Genomic DNA, 21358 nt, shown 5'->3' on the forward strand with positions numbered 1-21358 from the left:
GCTTCGTTTTCAGGACCACTTTCTGGTAAAACTTCAATATAAACAGCTGCTGTATCGCAAGCTTGCGGATTACCATCGTCACAGATTGTATACTCAAAAGTGTCTTCACCAATAAAGTTAGGGTTAGGAGTGTAGGTATAAGATCCATCAGGGTTCATTACCACAGTTCCATTAGCAGGATTGGTATTAGCGGTAACCGTTTGGTTATCACCTTCAAAATCTTCGTCATTAGTTAAGACATTACCAGTAACTGACATATTGATAAATGTATTATTAATATCAGAAATGGCATAGGTACAATTAATGAGAATATTAGTTGTAATGCTGAATTCACATCCATTTGCATCTAAAATATTAACGGTATAGCTTCCATCGCTTAAATCGTTGAATGAACTACTATTTTGATAAGTTGAGCCACTATCAATAGAGTATGAATAAGGTGCTGTACCTCCCATTGCAGAGATAGTAAAATCACCGAAACCAGCACATATAATATCTGTTTGTGAAGATATTGTTGCTGATAGACTTTCTGAAGGTTCAGTTATAGTAATTAGTCGCGTTACAGGATCACAAACCGATCCATCAAGGGTCACACTCACGGTATAATCACCAGCAGCCACATCAGCTATGGTACTCGAAGTAACACCAGCATCCACTTGACCATTAGACCAAGTAAATGTAAAAGTAGCCGTCGTATTAATAGCTGAACTCGCCGAAGCCGAAGCCGAACCAGTCGCTTCACCAAAACAAAGCACATCGACCACAGTACCAGTAGTAATTGCCGTATCACAATCATCTGTACATGTAATGTCTATAGTTTGATTAGCGATCACACAATTATTAGCATCAGTTACAGTTACAGAATGTGTTCCAACAGGAAGGTTGGTTGCGGTAGCCGTTGTTTGACCACTTGCCGAAGCCGACCAAAGATAAGTATAAGGAGCATTACCACCAGAAGCCACAGCGGTAGCCGTTCCATCGGTACACCCTTGAATAGACGTCGCATTGACGCGATTAATCACCACAGATAATGGGTTAGTCGGTTGTGCAATAGTAATGGTTTGCAGAGCAGGATCACAAACAGATCCATCAAGGGTGACACTCACGGTATAATCACCAGCAGCCACATCAGCTATGGTACTCGAAGTGACACCAGCATCGACTTGACCATTAGACCAAGTAAACGTAAAAGTAGCCGTCGTATTAATAGCCGAACTCGCCGAAGCCGAAGCCGAACCAGTCGCTTCACCAAAACAAAGCACATCGACCACAGTACCAGTAGTAATTGCCGTATCACAATCATCCGTACATGTAATGTCTATAGTTTGATTAGCGATAACACAATTATTAGCATCCGTTACGGTTACAGAATGTGTTCCCACAGGAAGATTCGTCGCGGTAGCTGTCGTTTGACCACTTGCCGAAGCCGACCAAAGATAAGTATAAGGAGCAGTTCCACCAGAAGCCACAGCGGTAGCCGTTCCATCGGTACACCCTTGAATAGAAGTGGCATTCACGCGATTAATCACCACAGATAATGGGTTAGTCGGTTGCGCAATAGTTATTATTTGCAGAGCAGGATCACAAACCGATCCATCAAGAGTCACACTTACGGTATAATCACCAGCAGCAACATCAGCTATGGTGCTCGAAGTAACACCAGCATCCACTTGACCATTAGACCAAGTAAATGTAAAAGTCGCTGTCGTATTGATAGCAGAACTCGCAGAAGCCGAAGCTGAACCAGTGGCTTCACCAAAACAAAGCACATCGACCACAGTACCAGTAGTAATTGCCGTATCACAATCATCAGTACATGTAATTTCGACACTTTCTACAGTTTTACAACCATTAGCATCAGTGATTACAACAGAATGTATGCCTACGGGTAAGTTTGTAGCAGTAGCCGTTGTTTGGTTACCAGCAGAAGCAGACCATTCAAAATTATATGGAGTCGTTCCTCCAGATACCAATGCGGTCGATGATCCATCAATACAACCCTGAATAGAAGTTGCATTTACATTGTTTAATGTAGCACTTAAATCTGCGCTAGGTTGCGTAATAGTTATTGTTTGCACAGCAGGATCACAAACGGATCCATCAAGGGTGACACTTACAGTATAGTCGCCAGCAATTACGTTTGATATTGTACTAGAAGTGACACCAGCATCCACTTGGCCATTTGACCAAGTAAAAGTAAAGGTAGCAGAAGTATTTATAGCTGAACTTGCAGAAGCTGAAGCTTCACCAGTATTATTGCCAAAACAGAGTACGTCAGTTACAGTGCCAGTTGTAATGGCTGTATCACAATCATCGGTACATGTAATTTCTATACTTTGATTAGCGATGACACAATTATTAGCATCGGTTACGGTTACAGAATGCGTTCCAACAGGAAGGTTAATCGCGGTAGCAGTCGTTTGATTATTGGTAGAAGCTGACCATAGATAATCATAAGGTTCAGTTCCACCAGAAGCCACAACAGTAGCCGATCCATCAGTACAACCTTGTATGGAGGTCGCATTGACACTATTAATAACAGCACTTAAAGCTGAACTTGGCTGATCGATAAAAAATCCTTTGTAAATACTACAACCATTAGCATCTTCGACCGTTACTCCATAATTGCCAGTATTAATATTTATTAAATCTTGCGTTATGGCAGAATTACTCCATGAGTAAGAATAAGGCGGTGTGCCACCCGTAACGTTAATATCAATAGCTCCTGTTGCTTGTCCGAAACAATTTACATCAGTTGTTGAATTTACAGTTACAGAAAGAACAGTATGGTTAACAGTAATATTTTGTGTGTGTTCTATAGCGTTTCCACAACCATCTACAGCTTCCCATGTTCTTTCTATAGTGTAAGCGGCATCACAAGAGTCACCTATTACAGTTTCTGAGAATACGGTGTTAATATTGCTTGTGCAATTATCTGACGCAGTTAAGGTCACTGCTGTTGGAATGTTATTCGATGTAACAGTAATATCGTTAGGTAAGGATTCATTAAAACTAGGATCAGTTGTATCTGTTAAATTTAGAAATTGTACGAATTGTCTTGAATTGCCACATGCATCAGTAGCAGTGTAAGTACGTTGTATAACTCCTGCACATCCGCCAGAGAATTGTAAATCATCTGAGGTAACAGTTACAGTGCTACAAGCATCAGTTGTAGTAATTGAATTTGTGTCTGGTAAATTACCGCACTCTACTGATATAGACGGTTGTAGGCCAGAGAATTGTGGTGCAATAGTGTCTTCTACGGTAATAGTTTGTGACGTAGTACTTGTATTGTTACAATCATCTGTGGCTGTGAATATTCTTAGAACAATAGTTTCACAATCGTTAGTTGTTGTTACAGCATCTATATAAGTTATGCTTTGGATATTAACATCATCTAGTGCGTTATAATTTGTGTTATTTGCAAACGTAGTTTTTACATCAGAAGATTGTGAGGTAGAATATGGGAATACAGCAACAGCACTTGTAATGTCTGAAGTTGAACACCCCTCAATCGTAATTGTTGCTGGAACAGATATTTGCGGATTTTCATTATCGTTCGTATTAATTGTAACATTTGTAGTTTCGACACAACCATTACTATCCTCAACGGTTATAGTATACGTACCAGCTGTAACATCTGTTAAATCCTCAGTTGTTGCACCATTACTCCAAGAGTATAAGTAAGATGGCGTGCCTCCTGTAATGGTAATATCAATATCTCCTGTAGTTTCACCTGGACATGATACGTTAGTAATAGAATCTACAGTTATAACGAGAGTATCTGGTTCCGTAACTTCAATATCAATAGTTGTTGTACAGTCATTAGCATCAATAACTGTGACTGTATAATCATCAGCGGTTAAGTTGCCAAAGTAAGTACCACTTTGTGTTGTGGTACCTCCATCTAAAGAATAGTTATAGGGTGATGTGCCTCCAGAAGCAGTAACTTGAAAGTCACCAGAGGTATTACCGTTACAATCTACATTTTTCATCCAATCTAATGAAACCGACAACTCATCACTAGGCTGATTTACTGTATAGCTTCTTTGCTCAGAACATCCGTTAGCATCGGTTACTGTAACTATATAGTCGCCCGCAAATAGATCCGTTAAATCTTGTGAAGTTGCTGAATTATCCCAAGAATATGTATAAGGTAGAGCTCCTCCCGAAACTGTAATATCTATAGCACCAGTATTTTCTGATTTACATAAAACATCTATAATAGTTTCATTGATTTCGATATTTGATAAAACAATTGGATTATTGGTGTAAATGGTTTCACATTCTGAGAATACGTTTCTTACCGTAAGGTTATAAGAGCCTTCTGGTTGAGAGAATGTTGGTGAACTCTGAAAGTTACCACCATTTAATCTGTATTCATATTCTGATCCTAAAGGACTTATTACATCTATAAAGAAATTACCACTACTAGCATCACAACTAATTTCTACTCCGGGATTTGGTGGCAAATCCACAAAATTCAAAGTTACGGTTGCTTCATCACAAACCAATTGGTTCGGTGCTGGCAGGCAAACGCTGTAATCAAAAGTGACTTCACCTGTAAAACCAGGTAGAGGATCGTAAGTGTAGGTACCATCAGAATTTAATCTAAAAGATGTTCCAGCCGGTGTAGGGCCTGATACTAATGTATATACAGAGCCGTCAGGTGCATTATTAGTAACATCTAAATCACCAGAATGTGCTTGATCGATACAATTTACTTGTGAATCATCAACTGCGTATTTCTGTAAAATAAAAAATTTACCATCACCATGGTCATCAGAAGCACCTGTAAATTCTATTTTCGTAATTCTAGATCCTGTAGGTGCTATATCATTAAGATAAAATAGTGCAATACCTATGGATTGTTGACCAGGTTGCACAACACGTCCAGATTGCCAATAATCTGAATTACCTACTGGTGCGGCAAAATTATATCCCCAAAGAGCAGCGCCAGGTCTAACAAAAGTTGCACCCAATAATTGTTCAGAGCCACCACCCACAGGTATACCGAACATTTGTATATAGTAGCAGTTATTCCCATATCTTTCAGTAGCCGCAAAAATACCACCTTGGTTAGATGGTATGGCAGGTGAATAAAATATGGTTTGTTTTTGAGCGTCTGTAGTGGTAGTAGCAAGAGAATCGCCGCAAATGTTTCTACCATTATTATTAGACTCGAAAAAATGATTTAAATCTTTAGATTGCAATGCATCTAATGCTCTTTGGTTCCAAGTTGGAGAATTACTATTTCCGCCTCCATTATTGTTACCAATTCTAATTCTATTATTAGAATGACCACTATGCCCTAAGCGTGTCATTTCATAACTAGAAGGTACAACAAAATTGTTATATACCTCACCATTCATTGTAATTGATTCAATAGTAGCTGGGTCAGCGTCAGTTGGCTGTGTAGGTTCAACCCACTGAAACGTTATACCTGTCCGAATAGAAGGCGCTTGCTGCGCACTCAGTAAATTTGGTAAAACAACAAAAAGGGCTATCACTACAGCCTTTGTTAAATTTACGACAGAAATACAATAGTATTTGTTTTTCATATTCTTTAATATAAAACTTATCATGTAAATGATGCTGCTAAAGCTAGATTGGTCGATATTGAGCTACAGTTAATTCTGTAGTGTAACCGCTTTTGCCGAAAACAACTTAATTACTTATTCTTTGTTAAATAAATCGAGGGAAGTGTATTAACGTAAATGAAAAATATAATGGATTAATATTTTTTTTGATTTGGGATCATTTACATTAAATTTACATAACAAAGAAACTTATAACTAAAATCATATACAAACATTAAAGTTGAGGGGCGAATTTAATCGTTAAAATTGAATTACACAACCTTTTGTCGAAAAAAAACGCATTTAATCGGATAAATATGAAGACTATTTTACTCGTAAGACATGGGAAATCATCTTGGGAACACGACGTTACAGATCGAGAAAGACCTTTAAAAACAAGAGGTATCAACGATGTTGAACTTGTTGCAAATCAGTTTTTTGAGCATCAAAGCCTTCCTGAGCGTATTTTTACTAGTCCTGCAAATAGAGCATTAAGTACCTGCAAAATTTTTATGAAAACACTAAAAATGCCAGAAATATCTTACTCTATTGTTGAAGAATTGTATGATTTTGATGGTCAAAATGTCATTAATTTTATTAAAAATTTATCAAACGACCTTAATACTGTCATGATTTTCGGTCACAATCATGCATTCACATCAATTTCCAATATATTTGGGGATACTTATATAGATAATCTTCCTACAAGTGGTTTAGTAAAGCTAAATTTTGAAATAGACGATTGGAAAGATTTGAAAAAAGGCAGTACTGAATTTGTAATTATTCCGAAGGCATTAAAAGAATGACAAAAGATAAAAATAGATATATAAATAGGGAGTTAAGCTGGTTAAAGTTTAATGAACGCGTCTTACAAGAAGCTGGTGATAAGCATGTACCACTTATAGAACGGTTACGATTTTTAGGAATTTTTTCTAATAACCTCGATGAATTCTTTAAAGTAAGGTACGCTACCGTAAAACGCATATACGAAGCTGGAAAAGGAGGGAAAAGTGAATTAGGTGGTATCACAGCGGGAGACCTATTAGAAGAAATTACAAAAATTGTAATAGACCAACAAAGTCACAGTTTAGATATTTTAGATGAAATAGACGAACAACTTAAAAATGAGAATATTTATGTTGTAGATGAAACTGAAATTGATGAAAACCATCATGAATTCATAATGAATTATTTTTATCAAGAAATCAGTCCTGCTCTTGTGGTAATAATGCTTAATGAAGATGTTGCATTACCAGAACTTATGGATATTTCGGCTTACTTATCAGTAAAAATGTCTAGTTCTAATGCTAAAGATCAGATTGCTTTAATAGAAATATCTGCTGATATGGATCGGTTTGTGGTGTTGCCAAACAAAGGTGATAATAATTATATCATCATGGTAGACGATATTTTACGTTACTGTTTGGATGAAATTTTCAACATATTTCATTATGAAAGTATCAGTGCCCACATGATTAAAATTACTAGAGATGGTGAATTGGAATTTGATAGTGATCTTAGTAAAAGTTTTATCGATAAATTATCCGAAAGTGTAAAAGACCGACAAAGTGGCGATCCAGTAAGGTTTGTATATGATAAGAGTATCGATCAAAGTACATTGAATTTTCTATTGGAGCGGATGCATATTTATAAAAAAGAAAGCATCATTCCAGGCGGACGTTATCATAATCGACGCGATTATATGAGCTTTCCAAGTTTAGGAAGAACAGATTTACTTTATGATAAAATTAAATCGCTACCTGTTAAAGGTTTGAGTTTAGAGGATAGTATTTTTAAAACTATCGCTAAAAAAGACTATTTAGTTTACACACCATATCATACCTTTTCTTACATCGTAAAGTTTTTAAGAGAAGCGGCTTTAGATCCAAAGGTAAAAACCATTAAGATTACTATTTATCGATTAGCGCAAATTTCGCATGTAGCCAGTTCTTTAATCAATGCAGCTAAAAATGGTAAAAAAGTAACAGTAGCGATAGAATTACGAGCACGTTTTGATGAGGCTGCAAATATCAATTACGCAGAACAAATGCAAGATGAAGGCATTAAGATGTTATTTGGTGTTACAGGTTTAAAAGTACATTGTAAAATGTGTGTTATTGAGCGTGAAGAAAATGAGAGGTTGGTGCGATACGGTTTTGTAAGTACAGGAAATTTTAATGAATCTACAGCCAGAATCTACACCGATTTCACCTTAATGACGGCTAACGCTAAAATTTTAAAAGACGTTAATAAAGTATTCGATTTCTTCCAGGTAAATTATAAAATCAACCGATACAAGCATATTATTACCTCACCACACTATACCAAGTCTAAGTTATTTGCTTTAATAGATAAAGAAATAAACAGTGCTAAACAGGGTAAACCTGCGTACATAAAATTAAAAATGAATAGCATCAGCAGCTATAAAATGATCGATAAACTGTATGAAGCGAGTAGAGCTGGAGTTAAAATTCAGATGATTGTAAGAGGCCTTTGTTGTTTGGTGCCAGGTATTAAAGGCATGAGCGAAAACATTGAAATTATCAGTATTATCGACAAATTTTTAGAACACACCAGATTATATATTTTTTGTAATCAAAATGATCCAAAAATTTATATTTCCTCTGCAGATTGGATGACTAGAAATATAGATAATAGAGTAGAAGTAAGTTGCCCAATTTATGATGCTGATATAAAGCGAGAGTTACAACATTTATATGATATTTGTTGGAATGATAATGTAAAAGCGCGCATTATTGACGAAAGCCAAGAGAATAAATACCGCAATAACAACAATCCGAAAGTTAGAGCGCAGTTTGATACGTACAACTATTACTTAAATAATTTAGAAGGATAAATAATATGCTTAAGATACAGAAATATGCAGCTATAGATATAGGATCTAATGCGGTACGTTTACTAATTTCAAATATTATAGAATTAGACGATGAGCCTGTGGTGTTTAAAAAGAATTCTTTGGTACGTGTACCAATTCGTTTAGGTGCAGACGTTTTTCTTAAAGGCGAAATCTCTGAGTATAACCAAGAGCGTATGGTTGATACTATGAAGGCTTTTAGTCTTATAATTAAGGCACATGGAGTCGTACGTTATAAAGCTTGTGCAACTTCTGCAATGCGAGAAGCTAAAAATAGTGCTCCTTTAACAGAAAAAATACTTGAAACTTCGGGTATCAATATAGAAATTATCGATGGTGAGGAAGAGGCAGCCATTATTGCTGCTACCGATTTAAATTCGTTTATAAATCCTAATAAAACGTACTTATATGTCGATGTTGGTGGTGGAAGTACTGAGTTTTCTATTATTCATAATGGTAATAAAAAGCAATCTAAATCTTTCAAAATAGGAACGGTAAGATTACTTAATGATATTGTTAAAAATGAAACTTGGCAAGAATTAGAGCGCTGGGTTAAAGACAACACCACGCAATACGATAAAATAGAACTCATAGGTTCTGGTGGAAATATAAATAAGATCTTTAAAATCTCTGGAAAAGATGTGGGTAAACCATTAACCTATTTCTATCTAACAAGTTATTATAAGATGCTTCAAAATTATTCTTACGAAGAACGTATTACTAAATTGAACTTAAACCAAGATAGAGCTGATGTAATTATACCAGCAACACGCATTTATTTATCGGCTATGAAATGGAGTGGAGCAAAAGACATCTATGTGCCAAAAATTGGACTTTCAGATGGTATTATAAAAAGTATGTATTATGAAACGGTTTCTAGTGTAGTTGTTTAATATTGGGTTTTAAAAGATCCATTTATCTAATTTTTTAAGATTAAAATCTATAAATTGATATGATTTTTAGAAATTAAATTATCTTAGCTATCTCAAATTGAACATTATGAAAAAATATTTATTCGCAGCATTATTCGTTTCATTATCAACTGTAGTCATTTCTCAAGACTTGAGATACGGTGTAAGAGGCGCGCTAAACATCTCTAATCTAGATTTTGAGCCTGATGCTGAATTTGATAATCAGCACAGAAATGGTTTTGCTTTTGGTGGATTTGTAGAATACGAATTTAGCGAAAAAAGATCTTTGCTAGTAGAGTTGCAATGGTCTGCAGAAGGCGGAAAAGATGAAACTATTAGAGCCGATTATATTCATTTACCAATACTTTTAAGATTTAATTTGTCTGATAGATTTGTTTTAGGTGTAGGCCCAAAGATTAGTTTAAAAACTTGGGCAGCTAATGATTTGTTCTCAACGGCAGCATTTTCAGGAGTTGCAGGAGCTGAATATATGATAACAGATGAGTTATTTATTGATGCCAGGTTGTCTTATGGTATTACCAATGTTATCGATCAAGACATTAAACTATTTGAAGCTAGAAATCATGTGATTCAGTTTGGTTTTGGTATGAAATTGTAAAATAATCTTCCTTTCGGTTAATGTATTTTAAATTATTGTGAAAAAGATGTTTGTTGTAGCTTTCTTTTTGCTGCAAAATTGTGATTATGTTATGTGTTCTGATAACACCCTAAGTCTTCAGGATCAAACTATTTTATATACTCTCAATAATCAATACGCAAACTTTGAAATTTATTCCGACGACTGCCTTCCACTCGGGTATTATAATGTCAGAATAAAAAGTCGCTTTAAAACCGACACTTTAATGTTATATAAAATACTTGATCAAACATTAGAAAAAAAAGTTGTTCCAAATCAAATTCAGGTATTTAGTTCAGAAAGTGATTTAAAATTTATTTTATATAAAATAAAAGATAAACATATGATTTTATTGCCCGATCATATTTAGGTGTCATTGAGAAATACTGATTAAGACTATTTATTTTATTGTTCTTAAAATTTTAAAGTTCTTATTTTCTGCGTTTTATCCAATATACTAAATTGATGATATCACTTTATGTAATTCTTTAAAATTTTTACTAATTTCCTTTATCAACTAAAGGTTTTTCTGCTCTATTGGCAACTTCCCACGCTGTAAAAAAGACGAGACGTGTTCTTGTTTCTAATAAATCGTATTCAATTTTGTCAGCAGTATCTGTAGGTTTGTGGTAATCGTCATGCGTACCATTAAAATAAAAGATCACAGGAATATTGTGCTTTGCAAAATTATAATGGTCAGATCGATAGTAAAAACGATTTGGGTCGTTATCATCATTAAAGGTATAATCGAGTTCCATATTTATATATGCTTTATTCGCTTCCTCTGAAATGTTATGTAAATCGGTACTCAATTTGTCGCTTCCTATTAAATAAATATAATTTCTTGTGCCTTCCTTGCGTTTCGGATCCGTTCTACCAATCATGTCAATATTAAGATTAGCAACCGTATTTTCTAATGGAAATATAGGGTCATTATCAGCATAATGTTTTGAGCCAAGTAAACCATTTTCTTCACCAGTAACATGTAAAAATAGAACAGATCGCTTTGGGCCATGACCTGCTTTTTCTGCCATTTTAAAAGCTTCAGCAATTTCTAGAATGGCTACAGTACCAGAACCATCATCATCTGCACCATTGTAAATTTTACCATTTTTTACACCTTCGTGGTCCAAATGTGCAGAAATCACTAAGACTTCATCTGGCTTTTCAGAACCTTTAATGTAAGCCACTACATTTTCAGACATAATCGCTTCAGACTTATTTTCAATGGCAATATTTAAATCGGTTTTAATCGTTTTTGGAGTTGCATCACTTAATATGGTGGAGTGCAATGCTGTTGCTAAAGTTTCATTTAGCATTAACATCATCATGCCATCCTGGTTTTCTTTTAAAGCCAATCGTCCTGTAGATCCGGATTTAAATTGACGTTTATAAAAAGGAGCGTATCTCGAAAACAAATGTGTATCTAAATACAAAAAGCCTTTCGCACCATGTTTAGCCGCAGCCTCTCTTTTACTAGACAATGATTGTCTTTCGCTAGTCCATTTAGTATCTTCAGTAGATCCTGAAGTGATGTAATTTCCTTCCTTATCTTTCGGTTCTCCTGCTTTTGCTAAAACAATTTTACCTTTGACGTCCACATCTTTATAGTCTGAATACGTATCAGTATCAATACCATAACCTACATAAATAATGTCGTTAACAGATAAGTTGATACTATTTGAAGCCACTACAACATGATGCTCAAAACTATTATATGCTTTTCCGTTAACCGATAATTGGGCTTCAGCAACTTTTTGTCTTTCTAGAGGCACGTTCTGAAAATAATTATCAGCACCTAAAGGAGTGGCAATGTTTAAAGCCATGTACTGTTCTTTTAAATAAGCAACTGCTAATTTCTGGCCTTTTTCTCCAGTGTCTCTGCCCTCAAATTCATCCGAAGCGTAGATGTATAGCATCGTTTTTAATTCGTCAGCCGTTATGGTTGAGGCATATGTTACAGGATCAACTTGGTCAACGCTCTTTGATTGCGCATTAGAAGAAGTACCACAATTTAACATGGTGAGTGCTACACTATATAGCAATAGTAAGTTTTTCATAATTGACATTGTTTTATTATTTCTGAGTCATTAAATTGAATCTATTACAACACTAAAATTATGCGATTTAGATGCAATTCTCATTCTGTATTCTAAAAATTAAATAATTTCTTTACTCAATCGCTTTTCGGCATTAGCCAAATACCAAGCCGTTGCAAATATCAGTTTTGTGCGTTTTTCTAAAAGCGGATAATTAATTTTATCTGCCGTATCTGTAGGTTTTGTGTAATCTTCATGTTCACCATTAAAAAAGAAAATAACAGGCACTCCTTTTACGGCAAAGTTATAATGGTCAGATCTGTAAAAATAGCGGTTCGGATCTCTGTCGTCATTATATTTATAATCAATGTTAAGATTGGTAAATGTAGAATTTGCTTTTTGCGCTATAAAATGCAATTCCGTACTGATTTTATCTGAACCTATAAGGTAGAGGTAGTTTTCGTCCGTTGTATGTCTCTTATCTACACGACCAATCATATCAATATTTAAGGTAGCTACAGTATTTTCTAATGAGAATATCGGATTTTCAGTATAATATCTTGAGCCATGTAAACCCACTTCTTCTGCGGTAACATGCAAAAATACAATACTGCGTTTTGGTCTGTAGCCATCTGTAACTGCCATACTAAAGGCTTCTGCCATTTCTAAAACTGCGGCAGTGCCAGAACCATTATCATCTGCACCATTATAAATTTCGCCATCAATAATTCCTTCATGATCCGAGTGTGCAGCGATATAAACATATTCATCTGGAAATTCAGATCCTTTGATGTAAGCAATGATGTTTTGAGAGTCGTTAAGACCATCTGGAAGTTCGTCTTTTGGTACGAGTTGATAGTAATTTGGATGCGATGCTGGTGCACCAATATTTTGACTTTTGTAATAACTTCTAATATAGTCGCATACTTGGTTATGACCTTCTTCGCCTGTTAAACGTCCCATATATTTATCTGAAGAAACTTCTACCACATGAGATTCTAGTTCCTTAGGTGTAATGGTGTTTAGATACTTCTTAACAAGCGTTTCATCTTTGTAATTGATACTATTTCTAAGATTATCAATTTTTTCACTGTGCCTAATAGTAGCGCAAGAACCAACTAAAAGGAGTGCTGATGCAATAAATAATTTCATGTATTTTAATCTATTGTTTTTTAACGGATATCCCGATAACTATCGGGACTTTTCGCTTATCATCATTTCTTTAGCAGCAAGAACGTTTAGCATGCTCATTTGATGTGTTTTTATGTTTAATTTTTTTGAAACCTATTTTATACAAAAAGGATTCTACGCTGCTTATCTTTTATCCCATCGATAAGAGCTTCAAAATTAAGCTTAAGTATTACAAATTCCGAATACCAAAAATAAGATAAAAAGCTTGAAATTTTTCTTACAAAGCACTTCAAATTTTATAAACCTTCACCAATTTCTCTATCATCCACTTTATTTTTGAGATCGTTCGAGTTTATTGCCTTAGAGTTTACTTCTGATGCTTCAGAATTGTTTTCGTTTTCATCTATGACGTGTTCTAAAGGTGCTATTTCAGAAGTATTGAATATACCCTTATAAATCGTTAAACTCAATGCGATAATAACGAGTAGAAATATATATTGAATAGACTTAGTTTGTATTCGTGTTTTTTTTGAAAGAAAGAGCATAGCTAAACCACAACTAAAAGCTATAATTATTGGTGTTACAGCTAAGTTAGAAAATTTTGTAACGGCTAAAACCGTTGCGATTAGCGCTGAAATAAGACCGAAAATACTTAAGGTTTTTTGCATATGTTTTTAATTTTATGATGCTTTTGAAGGAATTGTGAGTTTACAATATTAAGATTTATTCTTTTGAAAATAGATCGTTTCAACAGATTATGAAAGTATCATATATTGTGCCGAAAATGTAAAGCACATCTTTAGAAGACTAATTATGAAGGTGTAAAAGAACGAATTTAAGATTTTATAAAAAAACTAAGTAAAAACCTTTGTCTAAAGCAAAAAGGATTTTATATTTGCAGCCGCTAAAGGAGAGTTGGCAGAGTGGTCGAATGCGGCAGTCTTGAAAACTGTTGAGGGTCACACCTCCAGGGGTTCGAATCCCTTACTCTCCGCTTAGAGCAAAGCTCAATTTCTGAATGGAAATTGGGCTTTTTCTTTTTAAATGCGCAACGAGCTTGCTCGTGTAAGCATTTAAAAAGAAAAAGCCCAAAGCCTGCGCTAGCAGGATTGTACTTTATTGTAAGGTGTGGCGAATTAGGGATCTTTAATCCCTTACACTTCGCAAAAAAAAACATAACGAAAGGTGTAGGTGTTTTTTATTTATAATTATTTCTGAAGATGTCTATATCTAAAATCTACAACCTAAAGTGTATCGATACTTAATAACGATTTTATTAGCCTGTTTCATAAAGTTAAAACATTAGTAGCAAAAAAAACATAACTTTCCTTATGGTTTTTTCTAATAGACAATACCTTGCCTTAAAATTTAATTTTGTAAAAGATTATATTTTTATACCTTAAATTGTCTTCGAAATCATTAGTTATTCCACCACATAAACCAATTCATCAACTTCAGATAATCTAAAATAACCAAACGGAAAATTACTAGCGTTTGTGGTATTTATACAATTGCCACGTACGGTTGCTGGTTGCGTTTCAAAAGGACCACCACCTCCTTCACTGCCTTGTTGTAGTAATACAAACATAAATTCATAAAACTGTTCTGAAATACCATAGTTTCTTATGGTAACTTCATTACCAGATTCTAAATCTTCATCTGAGAAAAATCCAAATATTTGATTTCCATCGGTAAAGGTGTCATCAAAAACATCTAATTCTGGTGTCAAAGAGATATCTGTTAGAAATTCAAAGAAATAGTAATTATCAATATTAGCAGGATCGGTGTAAAAGGCTTTTAATTCTATTTGGTCGCCAGTGAATCCACCATCGTTATTTTGTTCTACAAAATCTATAGGTACCACAGAGCGTAACGTTTCTGTAGCAGTATAGTTTTCACCGTTATAGATAATGTTTAATGTATATGCTTCGTCTATAACTGGTGTAAAATTATTGGTTGTATAAATACCAGTATCCAGAACTTCTATAAAATTAAATACAGTGCCATTACTATCTGTAATGTTTACAATAGCATCATTAGCAGCAGGAACAGTGGCATCGAAAAATGGTGCTGATAAGGTTAGTTTTATACTTTGTTGATTGCCTGTGGTATCTTTAAACCAATTGATAGACGCATCAATAACTAATCTTGGTTCAGCTTCGTTAAGTTCTACGTCTATAACATCTTCACAGGTATAGAACAGTGAACAAAGAAAGACGATATATATTATTTTTTTCATGTGTTGTATGGTGTTATGTTTTAAATATTACAGGATGTTTTTTTCTATTTAAAGGTGAAACATGAGCCTGCTTGCTTAATGATTTAAAATTTAAAATTATAAGATACTGATGGTACAATGCCAAAGATGGCGAGTCTTACAGCTTCATTAGATCCTGTCATTTCGTTTTCTCTAAAGCTAATATTGGCGGCATTTCTTCGGTTATATATGTTGTAAATACCAAAAACCCATTCGCCTTTAAAATTCTTTGTACTATCTGGATCAGGATTATAAGTCGCGGCAACATCTAAGCGATGGTATGCTGGCAATCTGCTAGAATTTCTGGCTTCAAAACTCGGAATAACCAAGCCATTATATTCATATTGTCCGTTTGGAAACGTGACAGCTCTACCTGTTTGAAATAGTAAATTGGAACTAAACGACCATTTTTTATTCAGTTCATAACTTCCTGTTAATGAAATATCATGTGTTTTATCGAAAGGTGTTACGTACCATTCCCCATTATTAATTCCAGTTTCAACAGGTGTTCTGCCTGGTGTGCGTTGTTCTGATCTTGAAAGTGTGTACGCCAACCAACCTGTAAATTTACCTTCGTTTTTTCTAAAAAGAACTTCTAACCCGTAAGCTCTGGCTTCACCATTTAAAATCACTTGTTCAATAGCATTATTGGCAATTAAATCGGCACCATCCGTAAAATCGATACGGTTTTGAATCGTTTTATAGAAACTCTCTACTTCTAAAGAAAACATATTACCTTGAAATGTTCTAAAATAACCTAGAGCTACTTGGTCTAAAAGTTGTGGTTTTATAAATTCGCCACTTGGTGTCCAAACATCTAATGGAGTAGGTGAGTTGGTATTGGTTAAGAGGTGCAAATATTGCGTCATACGATTATAACTTGCCTTTAAAGAAGACTTATCGTTAAGTTGATAAGCCATGGCTAATCTTGGTTCAATGTTTGCGAAAGAGGCCATGACATCACTTCTATCAAACGTTTCCGTACCTATAGGTTCTGCTTTTTCGTAAATACCAATAGCTTCGTTAAATACCACAGGATCGTCGTTGGCATAGACGTTTTGATCATTTTGACCAAGACGATGAAATGTACTAAAACGCGCGCCATAACTTACCGAAAACTTATCAGAAATTTTATGTTCTGCATCGATATAAACCGCATTTTCAAAAGCAAATTTATCGGTTAATTTAAACGAGTTAATTCCCGATTCTGCAGAGCTCGGTCTAATGTCACCTGGATTAAATCTGTAGTAGATACTATTCAACCCATATTCTAATTTAAAGTTATTACTGATGTAATGTTTTAAATCGTATTTTACATTAAAATTTCGGATGCCAGATTCCCATTCAAATCCAACAAAATCTAGATTTAAACCATAGTAGTAATCAGAATAGATAAGAGATACATTGGAAAAAAGTTTATCAGAAAATAAATGATTCCATCTAAAATTCACAACCGAATTTCCATAGGTATTTTCAAAACTATCTGAAATGGCAAAGACATCTCTTCCAAAATAACCCGATAAGAAAATGCTATTTTTATCATTAAAACGGTAGCTTAATTTGGTGTTAAGATCATAAAAATAAGCAACGTTATCTAAGTCGAAAAGTGGTAAAAATAAGTGCGCATAACTACTACGACCAGCAACTAGAAATGAACCTTTTCCTTTTTCTATAGGACCTTCGGCAAGTAAGCGGCTAGAAATTAAACCAATACCACCATTCATATGAAATTTATTGCTATTTCCTTCTTTTTGATAAATATCTAAGACAGAAGAAATACGCCCTCCATATTTTGCAGGAATTCCGCCTTTGTACAACTTAATATCTTTAATGGCATCTGGATTAAAAACAGAAAAGAAGCCAAACAAGTGCGATGAATTAAATATGATGGCCTCATCTAAAAGAATAAGGTTTTGGTCTGCGCCACCACCTCTAACATTAAAACCAGAAGCTCCTTCACCAGCATTAGTAACGCCAGGAAGTAAGGTAATCGATTTTATAACATCTACTTCACCTAAAACCACAGGCATATTCTTTATCGTTTTTATAGATAACGAATTCACACTCATTTGAGGTTTCTTAATGTTTAAACGTTCTACATCTTCAGTGATGATTACTTCATCTAAACTTTCCGCAGCTTCTTCGAGTTGATAGTTTTTTGTAAGATTCTCCGTAAGTACAATTGTTTCTGTGATGGTTTTAAAACCTAAATAACTGACCTGAATTTCGTAAGTACCAGAAGGAAGTGTTATGGAGTAGAAGCCATACTCGTTGGTAACAGTTCCTGTGCTTTCTTGCGGAATAATGATATTAACGCCAATGAGCGTTTCGTTACTTTGAATATCGGTTATAGAACCGCTTAAGGTGAAATTCTCTTGCGCTTGAAGTATTACAGGACAACATACTATAAAAAGTAGAATTCTTTTAATGTGTGATAACATATGATAACAATGATTTTTTTGATAGATGCTGATGTAGAATGACATCACCTTCTAATTGTAGGTAAAATTAAACCAAACTGAAAGAAAAAAGCTTCTCGAAAGAAGCTTTTAACATATAATTTATTATGAGTTTAAAATAGCATTAAGCGATTTACTCGGCCTCATGGCATTAGAAATTAATGTTTCGTTAGGATAGTAATACCCTTTAATCTCAACGCCTTCGCCTTGGCAATCAATAAGTTCTTTTACAATCGCTTCTTCATTTTTTACTAATGCGTTGTAAATTTTAGAAAATTCAGATTTTAAATCAGCATCCTTGTTTTGGTTGGCTAATGCTTCAGCCCAATACAGCGCCAAGTAAAAATGACTACCTCTATTATCTAATTCATTTACTTTTCGAGACGGTCCTTTTTTGTTTTCTAGTAATTTATCAGAGGCATCATCTAAGGTTTCACCTAAGATTCTTGCTTTTTCATTACCGTTTACTACTGCAAAATGCTCAAGCGAAACTGCTAGTGCTAAAAATTCACCTAAGGAATCCCAACGCAAATGATTTTCTTCAACAAATTGCTGTACATGTTTTGGCGCAGAACCACCAGCTCCAGTTTCAAATAAACCACCACCATTCATTAATGGTACAATTGATAACATTTTTGCACTCGTACCGACTTCCAATATTGGAAATAAATCTGTGAGATAATCTCTTAACACATTACCTGTAACCGAAATAGTGTCCTTTCCGTCTTTAAGACGTTTTAAGGTAAAGTTTGTAGCATCAATTGGCGACAGAATTCTTATATCCAAACCTTCTGTGTCATGATCATTAAGATAGGTCGTTACTTTTTTAATTAATTCAGCATCATGAGCTCTTTTCTTATCTAGCCAAAATACGCCAGGAGTTGCAGAAGCTCTCGCTCTTGTAACCGCTAATTTTACCCAGTCTTGGATTGGTGCATCTTTAACTTGGCAGAGTCTCCAGATATCTCCAGTTTCAACTTTATGACTTGTTAGAACATTACCAGCAGCATCAATGACTTCAACTTTTCCTTTCGATTCAATTTCGAAGGTTTTATCGTGCGAACCGTATTCTTCCGCTTTTTGAGCCATAAGACCAACGTTAGGAACAGTGCCCATCGTAGTCGGATCAAAAGCTCCGTGTTTTTTACAAAAATCAATCGTTGCAATGTAAACACCTGCATAGCTACTATCTGGTATTACTGCTTTGGTATCTTGTAATTTACCTTCGGCATTCCACATTTGTCCAGAGGTTCTTATCATTGCAGGCATAGAAGCATCAATAATAACATGGCTTGGTACGTGTAAATTGGTAATGCCTCTATCAGAATTTACCATAGCTAAATCCGCACTATGATCTAAGGCAAAACGAATATCATCTCTAATTTCGTCGCGCTTATCTTCTGGTAAATCGTGTAATTTTTCGAGTAAGTTTCCGAAACCATTATTTACGTCGACACCAATTTTATCGAATGTTTTACCGTGTTTATCAAATAAATCTTTGAAGAACACGCGCACGGCATGGCCAAATATGATAGGATCAGAAACTTTCATCATGGTTGCTTTCATATGTAATGAAAACAGTACACTTTTATCTAAGGCGTCTTCCACTTGCTCTTCTAAAAATTCGAGTAAGTGTTTTTTGCTCATCACTGTAGCATCAATAATTTCACCTTTTAATACCGATAGATGTTCTTTTAAAAGCGTTTTATTTCCTTTTGAATCGGTATGTACAATGTTTATGGAATTGGCATCAGAAAAAGTAACTGATTTTTCATTGTGTGCAAAATCGCCTTTAGTCATGGTGGCGACGTGAGTTTTAGAATCTGCTGACCAAGCACCCATAGCATGTGGGTTTTTCTTGGCATAATTCTTCACAGCTTTTGGAGCACGTCTGTCGGAGTTTCCTTCTCTAAGTACAGGGTTTACAGCACTTCCTTTAATTTTATTGTAACGTGCTTTTATTTCTTTTTCAGCATCAGTTTTTGGTTCTTCCGGATAATCAGGTAGCTTAAAACCTTTGCTTTGTAACTCTTCTATGGCAGCAATTAATTGTGGTACTGATGCACTAATATTAGGAAGTTTTACAATATTAGCTTCTGGTTTTTTAACAAGTTCACCCAATTCCGCTAAAGCATCTGCTACTTTTTGGTCTTCGGTTAAAAAATCTGGAAAGGTAGCTAATAGTCTTGCCGCTAATGAAATGTCTTTTGTTTCTATGGTAACACCTGATGACTTTGTAAACGCCTGAACAATTGGTAAAAATGAACGAGTGGCTAAAGCTGGTGCTTCATCTGTTTTTGTATATATAATTTTTGCTGTTTCTGACATAGGTATTGCGAATAATTAGAATAAAAATAGGCCTTAAATAAGGCTGGGCGAATATACGAAAACGTGAGCGTTTAGCAATTGTGAGATTGATAGTAAACTACCGTATTAATTGTGAAAATGACAATAATAGACCGTTGTATTTTTGAATTTGATTAAATATGTGTTTTATCGATTTAATTCCTAGGTCTTAGGTCAACAATTGATAATCGTTCTTTGATATTTTTAATTGTAATATTTGTCAATAGTTAAGAGTTGATTTTAATGTTGAAATCCATGAGCAAACCCAACATATTATCTTTTGAAAATATAGCATGTTTTATACGATTTGTAGACGGATTGATATTGAAATTTGAAGCTGATGTAAAATCGGAATGTTCTAAGTTAGTTTGTTGAAAAATGGCATGTTTTAAATCGCAATGTTGAAATTCCACATGTTTGGCAGCACTTTCCGTAAAATCGACCTGATGCATGATACATTTTAAAAATTTTGTATGATTGATTTTTACTTGATAAAAGCTGCTTAAATTTAGGATACAATCTGTAAATGAAAAAGACAATAAAAACGGATTGCAATTTTGAAACAACACACCTAATACTTTACAATTCTTAAAATTAATCGTGTTAAAAGACGTATGCATAACGTTCGCATTGCTGAAGTTACAACCTGTAAAATCACATTCTATAAAATTAGTATTGGAAAGGTCAGCACTTTCGAAATTACAATTGGTAAATGTACAGTCTATGTATTCTGCTTTAGGTAAACGTTTGGTAGTGTAATCTTTATTTTTGAAATTTTGTTGGTCTATAAGTGGTAGATTCATAACACAAGAATACAAAAGAAAATTATCGATTTAAAATATATGACATCAAGATTAGTTTTACGACCAAATGCAAAAAGCCATATCACTACAGTAAACTGAGCTGACATGGCTTTTATAGAAACAATACTAACTTCACACCTATTTAGTTTTCACTAACCCGATTTTGCGACCTAAGTCAACATGTTTTCGGTACAAGCGTTTTTGTTTCAAAATCGAAACGGTTCCTATCTTTCAAAATGTATTGACCTGATAGTACTAAGCTTCTTAGGTTTGTTTTTCTTGATGTTTTTATCTTCGATTTCATTTTCATGAGCACCAAAA

The 21358-nt window shown here is 34.6% G+C and carries 12 protein-coding genes and 1 tRNA gene; 5 read left to right on the forward strand and 8 right to left on the reverse strand.

The features are described from left to right. Positions 1–5561: Ig-like domain-containing protein (locus AB8B52_RS00060; protein ID WP_406023985.1), on the reverse strand; the 5561-nt coding region annotated here is incomplete at its 3' end. A gap of 335 nt (positions 5562–5896) precedes the next feature. On the opposite strand from AB8B52_RS00060, the gene AB8B52_RS00065 reads away from it, so the two are divergent. The 4 genes from AB8B52_RS00065 (at position 5897) to AB8B52_RS00080 (ending at position 9984) form a co-directional block, all read left to right on the forward strand. Then, positions 5897–6385, forward strand: a complete 489-nt coding sequence (locus tag AB8B52_RS00065; protein WP_406023986.1) for a SixA phosphatase family protein — start codon at positions 5897–5899, stop codon at positions 6383–6385. After that, complete coding sequence (gene ppk1 / locus AB8B52_RS00070) at positions 6382–8436, forward strand: polyphosphate kinase 1 (protein WP_406023988.1); 2055 nt, start codon at positions 6382–6384, stop codon at positions 8434–8436. Before AB8B52_RS00065 ends, ppk1 begins: the two co-directional genes overlap by 4 nt. A 5-nt stretch (positions 8437–8441) precedes the next feature. Continuing rightward, entirely contained in the window at positions 8442–9347 is a 906-nt protein-coding gene (locus AB8B52_RS00075) for a Ppx/GppA phosphatase family protein (RefSeq protein ID WP_406023990.1), read from the forward strand. Between the two features lie 106 nt (positions 9348–9453). Further along, the gene (locus tag AB8B52_RS00080) at positions 9454–9984 is read left to right on the forward strand and encodes a porin family protein (protein WP_406023992.1); all 531 of its coding nucleotides are present in this window, start codon (positions 9454–9456) and stop codon (positions 9982–9984) included. A gap of 518 nt (positions 9985–10502) precedes the next feature. Here the strand turns inward: AB8B52_RS00080 and AB8B52_RS00085 are convergent. From AB8B52_RS00085 to AB8B52_RS00095, 3 genes are all read right to left on the reverse strand, one after another. Continuing rightward, a complete protein-coding gene (locus tag AB8B52_RS00085; protein WP_406023994.1) occupies positions 10503–12062 on the reverse strand; it encodes a M28 family peptidase in 1560 nt (519 codons plus the stop codon). 99 nt (positions 12063–12161) lie between these two features. After that, positions 12162–13193: a M28 family metallopeptidase gene (locus tag AB8B52_RS00090; RefSeq protein ID WP_406023996.1), complete on the reverse strand. Its 1032-nt coding sequence runs from the start codon at positions 13191–13193 to the stop codon at positions 12162–12164. Positions 13194–13468: 275 nt separating this feature from the next. Further along, entirely contained in the window at positions 13469–13840 is a 372-nt protein-coding gene (locus AB8B52_RS00095) for an FUSC family protein (protein WP_406023998.1), read from the reverse strand. 241 nt (positions 13841–14081) lie between these two features. Between AB8B52_RS00095 and AB8B52_RS00100 the strand changes: the two genes are divergently transcribed. Continuing rightward, positions 14082–14166 (forward strand) — tRNA-Ser (locus tag AB8B52_RS00100). A 429-nt stretch (positions 14167–14595) separates the two neighbouring features. Here the strand turns inward: AB8B52_RS00100 and AB8B52_RS00105 are convergent. From AB8B52_RS00105 to AB8B52_RS00120, 4 genes are all read right to left on the reverse strand, one after another. Continuing rightward, entirely contained in the window at positions 14596–15411 is an 816-nt protein-coding gene (locus tag AB8B52_RS00105; protein WP_406024000.1) for a DUF4249 domain-containing protein, read from the reverse strand. An 83-nt stretch (positions 15412–15494) separates the two neighbouring features. Then, entirely contained in the window at positions 15495–17870 is a 2376-nt protein-coding gene (locus AB8B52_RS00110) for a TonB-dependent receptor (protein WP_406024002.1), read from the reverse strand. A 123-nt stretch (positions 17871–17993) separates the two neighbouring features. After that, positions 17994–20216, reverse strand: coding sequence for an NADP-dependent isocitrate dehydrogenase (locus AB8B52_RS00115; RefSeq protein ID WP_406024004.1), 2223 nt, complete (start codon positions 20214–20216; stop codon positions 17994–17996). Positions 20217–20461: 245 nt separating this feature from the next. Then, on the reverse strand, positions 20462–21037 hold the full coding sequence (locus tag AB8B52_RS00120) for a pentapeptide repeat-containing protein (RefSeq protein WP_406024006.1): 576 nt from the start codon (positions 21035–21037) through the stop codon (positions 20462–20464). Positions 21038–21358: the final 321 nt, after the last annotated feature.

The sequence above is a fragment of the Winogradskyella sp. genome, from assembly GCF_045105575.1.
Lineage (GTDB): Bacteria > Bacteroidota > Bacteroidia > Flavobacteriales > Flavobacteriaceae > Winogradskyella.